The organism is Nocardioides oleivorans (genome assembly GCF_004137255.1).
Taxonomy (GTDB): domain Bacteria; phylum Actinomycetota; class Actinomycetes; order Propionibacteriales; family Nocardioidaceae; genus Nocardioides; species Nocardioides oleivorans.
Genome location: NZ_SDWT01000001.1, coordinates 966,768 through 980,141, shown reverse-complemented (window position 1 = coordinate 980,141; position 13,374 = coordinate 966,768). Strand labels below are relative to the sequence as shown.

Annotated in this window: 12 protein-coding genes; 6 read left to right on the top strand and 6 right to left on the bottom strand. The window is 62.3% G+C overall.

Annotated elements, in window-relative coordinates; genetic code table 11:
- Window positions 1–9: 9 nt before the first annotated feature.
- Window positions 10–930 (bottom strand): hypothetical protein, encoded by a 921-nt coding sequence (locus EUA93_RS04725; protein WP_129399079.1) that lies wholly within the window; start codon window positions 928–930, stop codon window positions 10–12.
- 189 nt (window positions 931–1,119) lie between these two features.
- The gene (locus EUA93_RS04720; RefSeq protein WP_129399078.1) at window positions 1,120–2,259 is read right to left on the bottom strand and encodes an AbiH family protein; all 1,140 of its coding nucleotides are present in this window, start codon (window positions 2,257–2,259) and stop codon (window positions 1,120–1,122) included.
- A gap of 240 nt (window positions 2,260–2,499) precedes the next feature.
- Between EUA93_RS04720 and EUA93_RS04715 the strand changes: the two genes are divergently transcribed.
- The 3 genes from EUA93_RS04715 (at window position 2,500) to EUA93_RS04705 (ending at window position 7,852) form a co-directional block, all read left to right on the top strand.
- Window positions 2,500–4,044 (top strand): hypothetical protein, encoded by a 1,545-nt coding sequence (locus EUA93_RS04715; protein ID WP_129399077.1) that lies wholly within the window; start codon window positions 2,500–2,502, stop codon window positions 4,042–4,044.
- 361 nt (window positions 4,045–4,405) lie between these two features.
- Complete coding sequence (locus tag EUA93_RS04710; protein WP_129399076.1) at window positions 4,406–6,037, top strand: hypothetical protein; 1,632 nt, start codon at window positions 4,406–4,408, stop codon at window positions 6,035–6,037.
- Window positions 6,038–6,622: 585 nt separating this feature from the next.
- On the top strand, window positions 6,623–7,852 hold the full coding sequence (locus EUA93_RS04705) for an ApeA N-terminal domain 1-containing protein (protein WP_129399075.1): 1,230 nt from the start codon (window positions 6,623–6,625) through the stop codon (window positions 7,850–7,852).
- A 116-nt stretch (window positions 7,853–7,968) separates the two neighbouring features.
- Here EUA93_RS04705 and EUA93_RS04700 read toward each other — a convergent pair whose 3' ends face one another.
- Window positions 7,969–8,523, bottom strand: coding sequence for a hypothetical protein (locus tag EUA93_RS04700; protein WP_129399074.1), 555 nt, complete (start codon window positions 8,521–8,523; stop codon window positions 7,969–7,971).
- Between the two features lie 60 nt (window positions 8,524–8,583).
- Window positions 8,584–9,402, bottom strand: coding sequence for a nuclease-related domain-containing protein (locus EUA93_RS04695; RefSeq protein WP_242497240.1), 819 nt, complete (start codon window positions 9,400–9,402; stop codon window positions 8,584–8,586).
- 157 nt (window positions 9,403–9,559) lie between these two features.
- Here EUA93_RS04695 and EUA93_RS04690 point away from each other — a divergent pair, with 157 nt between their 5' ends.
- The gene (locus EUA93_RS04690) at window positions 9,560–10,465 is read left to right on the top strand and encodes a tyrosine-type recombinase/integrase (protein WP_129399073.1); all 906 of its coding nucleotides are present in this window, start codon (window positions 9,560–9,562) and stop codon (window positions 10,463–10,465) included.
- 80 nt (window positions 10,466–10,545) lie between these two features.
- Window positions 10,546–10,845 (top strand): hypothetical protein, encoded by a 300-nt coding sequence (locus tag EUA93_RS04685; protein ID WP_129399072.1) that lies wholly within the window; start codon window positions 10,546–10,548, stop codon window positions 10,843–10,845.
- Window positions 10,846–10,932: 87 nt separating this feature from the next.
- Here EUA93_RS04685 and EUA93_RS04680 read toward each other — a convergent pair whose 3' ends face one another.
- On the bottom strand, window positions 10,933–11,151 hold the full coding sequence (locus EUA93_RS04680; RefSeq protein ID WP_129399071.1) for a hypothetical protein: 219 nt from the start codon (window positions 11,149–11,151) through the stop codon (window positions 10,933–10,935).
- Between the two features lie 458 nt (window positions 11,152–11,609).
- Window positions 11,610–12,323 (bottom strand): DUF6994 family protein, encoded by a 714-nt coding sequence (locus EUA93_RS04675; RefSeq protein ID WP_129399070.1) that lies wholly within the window; start codon window positions 12,321–12,323, stop codon window positions 11,610–11,612.
- A 182-nt stretch (window positions 12,324–12,505) separates the two neighbouring features.
- Here EUA93_RS04675 and EUA93_RS04670 point away from each other — a divergent pair, with 182 nt between their 5' ends.
- Complete coding sequence (locus tag EUA93_RS04670; RefSeq protein WP_129399069.1) at window positions 12,506–13,288, top strand: hypothetical protein; 783 nt, start codon at window positions 12,506–12,508, stop codon at window positions 13,286–13,288.
- Window positions 13,289–13,374: the final 86 nt, after the last annotated feature.

Below are 13,374 nucleotides of genomic sequence, written 5' to 3'. Positions count from 1 at the left end.
GCCCACGCCCTAGGCCCGCCTTGCACCCAAGGCACCAGCTTCGATGAACGTGAGTTGCCGGCGATCGGACAGGTCTTCTTGGCCCTTCCCGTCTCGCTCAGCATTCCTTGAAGGCTCGAGACCTCCGATCGGGTCGTCAATGATGCGAAACGCGTCAGGACCGCCCGTCAGATTGCTGGCGAACGGAGCAAGTGTTGCCATCCCTGTCTCGCGCCACTCACGGCGATCGGTCCTTTTCACTTGCTGCAGCATCGCTACGATCTCCGACCGGTCGTAATCGCGAGCCGTGACTGAGTCAATCGGGAGTCGAATCAGTTGACTCCAACCATCGCGACCGCACATCTGAAGGTCGCTCCAGAACTGCCGCCACGGAATGCATGTTGGTTCAGGAGCCCCGGACCCCCACGAACGAGTCGGTGCGGTCGCGCTGGCCGTCAGGTCGAACCGAACTAGAAGACACGACGCGTTCTTTCGGGTTGAGGATCCATGAGCCGCAAGTTCGGATGCGAGGACGCTGGCAACTTGGTCAGTGGTGAGGACCACAAGCCAGTCCGCGAACCACCAATCTTGACCACTCCGAGAGAAAGCGAGCTCGCTGGGCGGAATATTCGCAGCGATTGCCACCGCCTCGAGATCGCCGGTCCAATCCGGCCACGGGAAGACATAGAATGGCTTCTGCCCTGGCGGCAACTGGTCGTAGTCCCACAGTTGACCGAGGTTGACCTTCACGTCCTGAAGATTGGCCCCTGCCACAATGGACGTCTTCAGTTCGAGTTGCACGGCCTTCCCTGGGCAGTTTGGAAGCCATCGAACGTCGATATCGGCACCAGTCGTTGGCCACCACATAGCCGCCCTCGAACGGTACCTGTAGGCGAGATAGAGGCTTGACCAGTGCTCGAGCGTCTTTTCCGGAACGGATACCTTCGCCACGGTCACGACACTAGGTCAGCTCGACCTGCACTCTGCGTATTCGCAGTGAGTCTTTACGCCGCGAACGCTGCCGAAGTGTCCGGCGCGGCGACGAGACATGGCCAGCCAGCGCTGCACTTGAGATTTCGCTGCCGGACCAGCGATGGTAGTGCCTAACCAGTTCCCTCGTTGGTGTAGAGGCTCAAGCCGCTAGGTGGCGAGCCACACCGGAGGGTCGAGGTCGGTGTAGACAACGACTTGAATCCGGTCCTCAACCCGACACCGAATGGGGTCATTTGGCTCGACACCAGCCCCTACCAAGAACTTGCTAATGACGTCTGCGCTTGCAACGGAAGCTTCAGCAGGACTCCACCAGTAGATGATGAGCTCGCTCGTGGGTCCTTCCGCGTCAGGTTGGCTGCGGAGTTGGTCCAGGGTCCGGCGCCACCACCATCCGTCAGTGACGCCGAGAGAACATCCGAAGATGATGAAGAGTTCCACGCCTGCAAAGAGGTGGCCATACTCGATGTCAGTCATGGCCCAGTAAGGCTTCATCAGCTTTCTGTGCGGATGCGTCCCGGGGTCGAACCCGTCTGGCGCATCGATCCCAAACAGCAGAGAGCGAGGGATCGCCTGCTGGCCATGCGGATGGACAACCTCCGTTCGCAGGTAGCTCGACCATCCGGTATCCGCGTTGCCATGCCCTCTCGGATCGCTGGTGGGGTTCGGGTGAAACTGGAAGTTCCGATCCGCTCGCGTGAACTGGCGCGGTTGCCACTGCACAGGATCCCGATACATGTAGTCATCCAAGAGCGGCGTGTAGTTCAGGTTCACCAGCATGAAGTTGAACAAGTCGTAGTGACTCGTCTCCGCCGGGAAGTGAAACTTCTCGAAGTTTGGGCTCCTTGTCACGTCACCGACGAAGTCCGACATCGAGCGGATCGCCAACGAACCGGTAGAGGACTCCTTCCCCAACGCAGCGAGGAGGCTTGGAGGCGCGACAAGTTCCAGATACTCCGAGAAGGCTTCTTGGATCGCGACTGTCGCCTCGTAAATCAGGTCGGTTCCGACAGTTGAAGGGGGCCTTAGAAGGGATGCGATGGCCCCTTCGAGGTCACTCCAGTCGTTCCTGCCCAAGTCCTTGAGCCACGCCATCTGCTGAACAATCACGTTCGTCGAGTCGAAGTCGCGTGCGTGAAGGTAGTGATAGAACGCGGTGTACCGAGGCGAGAATCGCGTCCTGTACTTGCGCGTGACCTGAATGTCGAACCCGTTGCCTACCAGTGCCATGACGTTGTGCTGCGTACGCAGGTCCGCGTACTCGCTGGTGCCGAACTGTCGGAAGCCCATGGCTCAATCCTGTACCAGAGCACTGGCTGGATCGCCGGATGCTTGGCGGATTCTGCTGTGCTCACTCGTCGCTACCCCACCAGATTGGGAGAAGGTCATGTATGCGGTCAGGCGGAACCAAGCGTAGGTGCGACATACCGCCGCGGGTGCTGCCAGCCGCGAGAGGGTTCCGCCCCGGGTGAACGCCACGTCGTTCTTGTCGCCAGTCATCGGTGCAGTTGATGGGGAATGATGGCGGGCGTGGTGTCTCGTTTTCCGGCGTCTGAGTCATCGAGCGTCGGCAAGTTCTGGCTGGCCAAGGACAGTGTCGAGCCCGACGACAACGTCAAGTCCGGCGGCGCATGCCGGATCGAGGACGGCCAAGTCGAAGTCGATGTCGCCGGAGAGTTCACGACTGGCATGATCGAGGTCAGCAGTGGCGTCAGTGTCCAACAGCCTGAGTCGAAGTCGTTCGACGTCCACGGATCAATCCCGATCGCTCCTTGGTATGTCTCGTTTCTCGACTGCGTCACCAAGAGCCGCCGGCGCAACGGCTTGAGTCTCTTCACAAAAGAATCCGTGCCGCGGCACTTGGTGCGGGGAGTGTGGGCGGTCGTGGGGGCTCACGTGGTCGCCGGAGACCGCTACCAGGGCGTGCGTGTGAGGCTCTCTGGGCTAGAGGAGTGGGCGAGGACGCCGGGCCTCGAGCAGACCATCACGAAGGGCGAGTCGCTCGGGAGTGCCGTGGTCTTCTCTGCTCAGCCGCAGGTCGTCACGCCGTTCGGCCTATTCGGAGAGAGCGGCTCTCTGGTGGTCGACACCGTCGCGAACATGGACGCAATCGATGTGCACGGAGGTCAGATTCGGCGTTGGAATCGCATTGGTCTCACGGATCTAGGCGGTTGGACGCTGGAAGAAACTTTCCTCTTCTTTGTGCTGCCGATGAAGACGCTGATGACTTTGCTGAGCGGGCAAGAGGCAAAGGTCCTTTCTGTCGAGGTGCAGATGGAGGACCAGTGGTTCGAGGTGTTTGGCCGGTACGTCGACGGCGGAGCTCGCGACGCTAAGCCGGGAACGGTTCCAATGATGCTGGGTGCGGATGTCTTCACATTGGAGCGCGTCGTGACCTGGCTGGCTGTCGTTCACCAGCTTTCGCCTGTGCCGAACGTGGTTGCCGCCGCCATCGCTGGTGAGTTCACCACCGTCGACACCCGTGCGCTCGTAATGGCCACATCGGTTGAAAGCATCGATCGTCGGCTGCGGCCCGACCATCGCGAGTTCGACGCGCATGTCATTGTCGAGGCCTTAGAGGTTCTTCGGGAGACCGCGATCGATGACGGCCTGCAAAAGAAGCTTCTGGATGCTGTCGACACCTACATGCACGAGCCCTCTATGGCCAAGCGTGTGGCGGAGCTCGCCGAGAATGTCGCTCGTGTCGCCCCTGACTGCGTCGGAAGGACGAATCGCTGGAAGCAAGCTGTCACCGGGATGCGTATCCGGGGCGCTCATGGCTTGGCGGACGAAGGAGCGGCCTCTCCGGGGCTGAACTCGCCACACGGTGAGCTTGATGCGGCCCAAGGAGCTGAGCCAGCGCGCAACAAGGCCGGCCCGGACACCGACGCCAACGAACTTGTAAGGCTGCACACGCTCGCTTTGTCGGTGCAATGGGCCCTGCGGATCAGGGTCCTACAGGCGTGCGGTGTGCCTGACGAGGATCTGACCGCGGCCTTGGGCACTTTCGACGAGTACACGCAGAATCGGTACGTATGGCGGAACTACTGGCCCCGCATCTTCGACGGGTTCTGAGCCGGCGGAGCCCAGTGAGACTCTCAACGTCCTCCAGGCTCCCGAGGGCGGCCGCCGAGTTCTAGCCACTCGGTCGGATGCGTGGGTGAGCGCAATGTGGTCCCGAGGCAGCTACGGGACGTGCGCGGTTGCCCAGGACCTGCTGTCGACTCTCGTTCGCTGAGTCCGTACGCGATCGCAGGAAGGGCCGGGAGCGGGGTTGCTGCGTCCCGACAACAGGTTGCGACGTACAGCAGCGAGTCCAGGAAGCACATCGACACAATCTCTCCGTAGATTGACGGTTGCGACGCCGTCCGGTCCGAGGTTTCGCTGAGTAGGGTCGTCGCCAACACGTCGATACGACTCAAGACAGGGAGGGCCCGTGGGAAGCCATCCAGACGCAAGCGGCAAAAGGCGTAGCTTCTCTCAGCGGGTCGGGACTAAGGGTGAGAACGCGTTCCGCACCTTTGCCGACGACATGGGTTTAGTCCCAACGAAAATCGAAGAAGACTTCGGGATTGACTTTATCTTCCAAGTGGACCTCGACCACAGGGCTCCCGCCAGCGATATCGCCAACATCTTCATTGGGGCTTGCGTTCGAGCGACGACCTCAGGCAAGCGTAGGGTCAAACTTACACGCGTCGATGCGCTAAATCTCGTGAACTGTCGAAGTCCCCTTATCTTCATCTTGGTGCACCTCCGCGAGGACGGAAAGAGGGATGTATTCCATCGCGTGGTGGACGACGCCTTCGCTGAAGAACTGACGTCGTTCATCGAGTCGAAGACGCCAGCGAAGTTGACGCTTAACGCCGACGACTGCCTACCCTCGACCGAATTTCTCGCAAGCCTCAGAACCGTAGTCGCACCTGGCTTCACTGAGGCGGTCCATCTACGACTCACCCACCAGAGGATCAGCGCGTCGGTCCCCGGGGCGAATATCGTCATTACAAAGGACGCCAACCGCCAGCTTACTTTGGTGACAGCCGTCAACTTCTTCGACTACTTCGAGGTTTCGTCAGAGGATGCTGAAAAGGGAGTGCTTGAGGCCGCATTCGGCTCGGAGGCCCATGCTCTAGACCGCATCGCGCAACTCTCGCCTAAACCGGAGATTCTTCCGCACCTAAATACGTTGCCTCGGCCATCGGTACTTGCCGGCTTCACCGAGGAAGCGGACGGCGTGCTGCGGGTGACAGGAAAAGAGACTGTCGAGCTCAACGTCGTGATGCGACGCATCGGGACACACTTCGGCTGGGTGCACGAGGCCGGTTTCAGTTTCATCATCTCGCGCTCCCGACCCGGTCCTAACGGCGCGATGGTCCACGAAACCGAACTCTTCATCGACCCTTTGGTCAAGTGCGCCATGGAGGACGTGCCCATGGAAGTTCGCGACTTCTTCGGAGCTTGTGACGAGGAAGCGACCCTCGAGGTTGTTGGACCGAAGGGCGAACGCTCGCCCGGCCCGCGCTTCTCGGTCAAGGAGCACTTCCCAGCTGCTCTGGTAGTAGCCACCTTTTTCGACGCGTGGAATACGTGCAAGTCCTTTACTGGTTGGCCGACACGCGAAGTGCAGCTTCGAGATGCGCGCAACGAGGAGGTGTTCAATACCGTCGGAGTGCTGGCGGCTCTGTGGAGTCGTCCAGATTCGCTAGCCGGATGGTCGTTCGTGCTTGAGACGTCTAACGACCAGGTGGACCCCACGTCTCTGCGCTCAACCCCGGTCATGGCGGCAGCGCCCTTCATAGCACGGCTCGCGTCACGCACCCTGGTGGCGTACTTCAACGGAAGCGCCGAGGTGTTGGGCGAGATAGACGACCCCACTGGCCTGCGCTTCGCAGAGGTCGCCTGGATCGAAATCGACGTCTTCGACGAACTAGTCCCCAAGGTCACTCTTTATCCAGAGCTCGTGATAAGTCCCGCGCTGCCGACCGTCGCGTTCAGTCCTAGCGGCAGGGTCGAGGGGACAGTGCATCCGAGCCTGGAGAACGTCACGCTTACATGGTCACCAGCAGACTAATCGTGCCTATACATCGCCTTCCAGAGGCGAACGGTGGGTAGTTCGACCCGCAACGGGGCTGCCGCCCTTGGCAACGGGCCCATGATGCATCGCGACCGCCGTGTCGCGAACCAGCGCGTATAGGCCGTTCCTGCACAGTTACTGGTCGAACATCTCGAAGCCGGAACGTGCCGTGGCTTTCAAGCTCCGTCGATTGCAACGCGAGTAGACCGGGTTCCGTGCGGCCAACCATCTGCGTCCTTTCGCCGCTTGTCGGGATGCCCCGGTCTGTCGACCGAGGCGGGCTTTAGAATCACGGCATGGCGATCATTCGTCGCTTGGCGCAACGCAGCCTTTACCGCGTGGTCGAGACCGCAGCGGGGGGTTGCATAGGTCGGATCCATACACACGCGAGCTGATTTCGGCTTGCAAGGCGACGAGGGTCCTTCGGGCAGCTAACACGTCGTAGTTGTGTGGACTCGCTGCAAGGACGGTGTCGGTGACCTGTGGCACGGTGCAGGCATGCCGGAACGACCTGCTCTTACTCCAGGAAAGCCCCGCCTAGGAACCGTCTACTTCGATCCGAGAGACGCCGGACGACCTGCGATGGCCTTCGACAACGGCGAAGACATCGAGCTCACGCTCAACTTCGATCATGGAGACCCAATCGGTCGCCGCTTCAGTGGACGATCCATGTCGTATGGCGACGATCCCGAGTACGAGCTCCACGACTACTCAATGCCGTCGCAAGCGTGGTTCCACGATCCGCACGGGGTCATCTGTTTGGTGGAACCGCACGGGAGATCGCATAGCTTCGGCATTCTTCAAGAGGGACGGCTGCGGTTCGCGTATGCCGTCGAAGTCGGCGACATCGGGCTACGGTACGAGCGGATCAACGCGATGCAGTCCCGTATTGAGGGTTTGGAAGAGTGGATCCCTATCAGCTCGATCGAACACGAGTACGTTCAAGAGGATGACTCGACCTTGTCGAGCACATTCACAGTCCGGCGCCAGCCGCCCGTGAGGATCTCCCGCGTGCTCAACGCAGAGATCCGACCCGCCTACTCGTTCATGGCTTCGACTGTTCCAGGGCAAACCACGCTTGCAGATGAGATGCGAGTGAAGACAAGCGCCGGGCGAGCACGTCCCTGGCACGAACATCTCGATGTTCACCAAGGAGTACGTGACCTTCTCGTTGTCTCGGGGTGGCGCGATTACGGTACCTGGGACCTGAGCGTGTATCGCCAGGACGACCCTGAACGCGCGCTGGCCGGTAACGCCTTAGGCGACAGGTGGGCCAGCGTGTCGACCTACGCGATGCCAAAACCGACGGAGAACGACCAACGGAACCGCTTTCTATTTAGGTTTGACGACGTTGGTGCGCGAGGCATTGGCCGCTGGCTTCGACTTAGGCGCACACATCGACGGGCTATCGCCGGGATGATTTACTCAGTGGGCATGCCAGGCGTCGCCCTCGAAACGTCGATTTCAGAAGCGGGCGCGGCCCTTGAACATCTTGGCTACGGCATTGCCGTCGAGCGAGATGAGCCCCCGGGCAGACATCTCGCGAGTCACCTACGGCGAGTAGCGGAGCAATGCCATGCTGACGTGGGCGTAGACCTGGACACTTGGCCGGATCGATTTGCCGACGCATACAACACGGTCAAGCACCCCGACCGGCCGGACGAGTGGGACACGCTCGACCTTCACAACATCCTTCGAGAATCTCGCCTCTTATTTCGAACTTGGGTCGCTCACCGGCTGGGAGTCTCGGCCCTCGATGTGGAGCGCAATCGCGGCATCGTTTCAATGTCCCGCCCGTACGAGCGCTGGTGATGGGAGCGTCTCGGAACCAAAGCACGGCAGCAGCGCAGGTCAGGGGTGAGGGTCCGCCGTGGCGAGCGCGTTTTTGCGCCGCGACTCTGCGCCGCCCTCGGAGGTGACCTCGCGAACTAGACTGCTGGCGGCTCGACTTGAGGAGCATGGCGGCCTGAGGCGAATGTGCCTCCCGCCTCCCAGAAGCCGTCGTTGCCGGCGCCAGGATCGAGCTTCAAGTAGCCCACCGTGTTGCGGTGCCACCACCGATTGCGCGTATCTCTGAAGTACAGAGCCGGCATGAGGAACTCGGGCTGCCAGTCAGCCGGTAGCTCAACTGAACTCAGGTCGACCTCGGTGAACTTCAGACTCCCTGGCGGGACAGTACCGACGTCCACGCGGATCGGGTGGCCGTCGACTTGGTCGCGGTAGTCAACGAACGCACCGAAAACTGGTTCATCAGTCCTGTTCGTGACCGTGATTACGGGGCGGCGCAGCACGGCCCCAGAAAGCACCGGGAGTCCGTCGGACGACCAGTCCGCCCAACAGCTGACGCGGCTGGCGTGTTCTCGATCGCGGTCGCGCTTCAGCTCCTGCTTGTCTTGCAACTGGAGACGTAGTACGTACAACGAGAGAAGGACTGCGACGACGGCCGACGCCGAGGTTGCCATGTCAGTGACGTTCTCGAGCATGAGAGAAAGCGTCGCAGAACCTACCGACACTGCGTCACTTCGCCGCGTGCCCGCTCGGCGTTACGCCGATGGAAGGGTCGTTGCGAGGTCGCGGTGGGCTCGGTCAATCACGTCGGCGTCGAGGGCGCCGGGAGATCCGAGGGTCGGTTGCAATCGTTTGGGCCAGAGGACCTGGACGTCGCGTGTGGTGAATGAGCCGCCGATCAGTGGCCAGTCGGCGTCAACGAAGCACAAGACGCCGTGCACCGGAATTGGGTCACCGACGATCGTGCGGACGATCTCGATTTGCTTGAGGACGCCGTCGACCAGCTTGGTGCAGTCCCGACGTCCGACCATCAGCCGTTCCACCCGTGGACGAAGGAGCCCGCCCTCGACCCGGAGCTGCGGTCGGCCGCTGTACCTCTTGGCGTCGATGACGTAGACGCCAGTCGGTGTCACGGCGAGTTGGTCGATGTTCGCGCGACTACCGGGAATGCGTCGGTCGTGGAGGATCCGGCACGTCTCGGACTGCAGGGAGTTCAGCCGGCGGCCAAGGCGTTCCTCACCGACCGCTCCGGCGTTCCAGGCTGTGGTGGACTGAGGTTCGTCGCTGAGGGCAAGGATGAGGCCACCGAGTCTTGGGTGCTTGTCGCGGATGCGTTGCTCGCGCGCGGCCTTTCGGCGTTCGAACTCGCGTCGTGCGGAACTCCCGGCCTCACTGATGTCGACCTCGGCGACGGGCTCGGGCACATGGTGGTCGTGGGTCAGGCAGCGGACGGTCTTGGTCTCGCGCTCGTAGACGGCCTCGGTCTTTGCCGGTAGCGCGGCCTCGCAGATTCGGCAGTTGCCGGCGTAGCGCAGGCGCATCCGCTTCGCGGCTGGCGTCGTCGTGTCGTCCACGCCGGGACCGTAACTGTTGATCGCGCACCTGGTCCGGGCATTGCTGAAGGTGACAGCGATCCCGCGGCGGCAGCTGCTGGTCTTAGCGTCGGGCAAGTGCCTCGTCCTCGTTCGGCGGACCAGGGCGAGGCTTGGCCGACCCCGCCTGGTGACACCGATGAACACCCTGCTGCCGTTCCAGCCCGATGCCATGACACCGGCCCAGCTCGCTGCCGTGTCGTACCTTGCCCGCTACTCCGGGCACACCCACACGCTGTACTCCTCTCAACTGCGGCGCTGGTTCGCCTGGTGCGAGACCAACACCCTCGACCCGCTTATTGGGATCCAGCGCGCCCACATCGAGCTCTACATCCGACACCTCGGACAAGCCGGGCTGATGGCGTCCTCGGTCGTGACCTCGATGCACGCCGTCCGCGGCTACTTCCGCTACGCCCACATCGACGGACTCATCGCGTCCGACCCAGCCGTCTACGCACGCCTCCCAAGAGTGCACCGCGACGAATCCCGCACCCAAGGCCTGGACCGCCTCGAGCTCATCCGCTTCCTCCAAGTCGCCCAGACCCTCACCGTCCACCACGGCGCCCTGGCCTTCCTCCTCGGCATCAACGCCCTACGCGCATCCGAGGCGGCCGCGGTCCGGATCGAGGACTACGCCGAAACACTGCGAGGACACCGCGTGATCCACCTCGTCGGGAAGGGCGACAAGCCCGCCACCATGCCCATCACCGTCCCTGTGCTCCGCGTCCTCGAGGCCTGCCGCGGAGACCGCACCGAAGGCAGGCTCATCCTGCGCCCCGTATCCGGCAACCCCATCGACCGCCGAGATGCCTACCGGATGGTCGCCCGCATCGCGAAAGCAGCAGCCATTCCACGCCACATCAGCCCACACTCACTCCGCCACGCCGCGATCACCAACGCCCTCGACGCCGGCGTCCCGCTACGCGACGCCCAGATCCTCGCCAGGCACTCCGACCCACGCACCACCGAGCACTACGACCGCGCCCGCGGCAACCTCGACAGACACGGCGTCCACTTCCTTACTGCGTACGTTGCCGGGGTCTAGACGAGAGCTGACGTCGATGGCGTGTGCGCCCGACGCCCCGTTCCTGACAGAGGGAGCAGGAACCCGTCATGCTCTGCCACATGAGATTCCTTGGAGCGCTCATCATCGAGTTGGCCGACGGAACTACCAGGACCTTCAAGGACAGGACCAAGGGGCGCTACGACGAAGCCAACGACGAAACGCAGTGGTGGACTCATACCTTTGAAAAGGATTGGGACGAGTCTCTGATCGTCGTCCGTCACGTTGCCTCGGTTGCCAGTTGGCAGGCGGAAGACGATGCGTTCACGCGACACCGCGGCAGCCATTCCAACTCGGAGTACACGGTGGCCCGGTACCAGGTCGGCGAGTGGCGGCGCGCCACCCGAAAGTTGCCCAAGTAGGTGGCCTTAACGGCGATGGGTTGGTTCGCCTGTGCGCCGACGTGGGCGAGCCGCCGGTTCCCTGGCCGCTCCGGCCATTTTGGTCTGCTACTCGCACTCACCCTCGGCCATTGCGGCGTACATGTCCTCGTGCTGGTCGTACTCGAAGTACGGGTCGTCTTGATAGAACGCGAGCTCTCGCTCGTAGCACTCCTCGAACGCCTTCTCCTCCGCGCTCATACCCAGATTGCACCCCGACAACGCGGAGGTGGACACAGTCATCATGACGACGAGACCCATCGCGCGGCGCAGCACACGACCACTCATAGCTTCCCCCTATGAATCGCGGCCGGCGCCCTGATTACGAGGTCCGCGTCGCTGGAGCGTAGGCGTCCATAACCCTCGACGTGCGCGTTTCGACAGATCGGACTAGGCCAACGACGAGTGCTGCGATAAGGCCAGCCCCTTCATTGTTCGGCGGTTTCGGTCTGGATCTCTGCTCTACGCCCGCGGGCCAGGGGATCGGCGTGAAGCGCCATGAACGTCTTCTTGCCGTCCTAGTGGACGCCCCGGATTCGAATTCTCGACACGCCTAGAATTTCCGCCGTCTGTCGGGTCCGATCTCAGCACTCAGCACTCAGCACTCAGCACTCAGCACTCAGCCCGAAGAGCCTCGGTTCGCGTTGGTTGCGTCGCCAGCTCGGCGATCAGGTTTGCGACTCGTGCGCGAGTGGCGTCGCGTCGCAGACGGGACGGGTGTCGCTGATGGCTCTCGATGCGCTCACCTACTGCAGGCTCGCCCAGCGAGCGATCCGCTGATTCCTGGCTGTGACGAACGCCAGGACGTTGTCCAAGTGTCTGCGGTACGCGTGGTCGTTGCCCGGCAGGGCAGCGCTGGAGAAGGACCACTCTGTTTCAGCGGATTCGTCGAACCACTTGATGTTGTTCCCCACAACCAAGTCCTGGAAGTGGAAGAACTCGACATAGGCCTCGAATCCCTCTTGTCCCACTCCGAAGAGCCGGAAGAACTCACGATCCGCCGTCAGTACCGCAGCGAGGGGATTGGGGACCAGGTCCAGGTAGTGCCGGCGGATGCACTCCAAGGTGAGGTCGAATCGGTCCGAAATGGCCCGTTCCCACCCACGTTGTTGGTTCAGGGATTGCGGGTGTCGGGGGAAGATGTTGAACCCGCCGATCGTGTAGAACGCGCGCATGTAGGTCTCTTGGTCTTTGGGACCTAGGCCGGCCCAGAGAAGGGGCACGTATCGCTCGTGCAGAGACGCGATGGTGTCGCTCGACACGCGAAAAGTCCCGAGAGGCGAGTCGTGGGTCAGGCAAGTCGTCTCGAGCTCTTCGGTCCATTCGATCATCCGGCCGTCGGGGAGGTCCTTGCTCCACAACAGAGCATGCCAATGCTGGAGGATCGCGCTGTCGCTGTCCGCGTCGGACCGGAAATCCGGGTCGTCGTAGAAGCAGAAGTCAACGTCGATGCTTGCCATCGGTTGACCGTACCGGGACTAGATGTCGGTGGTCGCAGCTAACGTCACGTGCTCCTGAATGACCGAGCAGAGCGCCCGGCGGGGCGCCGGTCGATCGGATGGTCGACGAGATCTCGAGAGGGTCCAGCCGCATGTTCGACTCCGCTTCAAGTCGCCCCCGCGAGGCGCCCCGACCATGGCAGATGATTGAGCAGCGATTCCAACTGGGCTCGCTGTCGGACGCCGAGGCGATCACCGAGATCCGTTCGGCGCTTCAGGAGAACGTGGCGGACCTTGAAGAGATTGAGCGAGCGCCGGCGGTACTTCAATGCCTGCGTATCGTCGATCGAGTCGGCCACACGTCGCCGGACACCAGGCGCCATGCCAACGACTTCCGTCAGTGGGCGGACCGGACCTTTCCGCAGTCCGACGAGACGTTCGACCACCTCGAGATCGACGCTCGACGCCTCGACCTCGCGAACCAGCACGCCGACCACACCGCGTGGTTGCGCTCTCGCGTCAGATCGGCACCCCTGGGTTTGTCCATGGCCAACCGTTTGTCCCTGATGGACGTGGCTCTAGAGAACGGCATCGCAGCCGCGCTGGGCGACTCTCTGCGATGGCGATCGGGAATCCGTGGCGGAATAGCTGCTCCAGGACTGGTCGAGCCACACCTGACCGAGTGGGCGGTGCGAGCACTCTTCGTCCTGCTCCAACGGCGCGAAAACAAGGCCACCGCCCTGCACGAGCTAATCGCCGCGCTGCGCGATCCGCTGCTTGCCCCCATCGTGGCTCGGTTGGCGACCAACACGATGCTCACCGGAGACAAGACCCGCATGTCAGTCACCAAGGGCGTCGCGGCGCTTCGCCAGGTTCTCGGAGCGACCCACGACGAGTGGACTGCGGACGAAATGAGTGCCGCTGAGACGGCAGCACGCTGGCTAGAGGCCCGGCTCGCAGCAACCACCCACCTTTCGACTTCGTGACTTGGAGTGCGTCCTTCCGCCGCGAGCGGGTATCCCGGAGATTCGTTGGTGCCGACAGCAGGCGACGCCGCGCCGTCCCTGTCGGC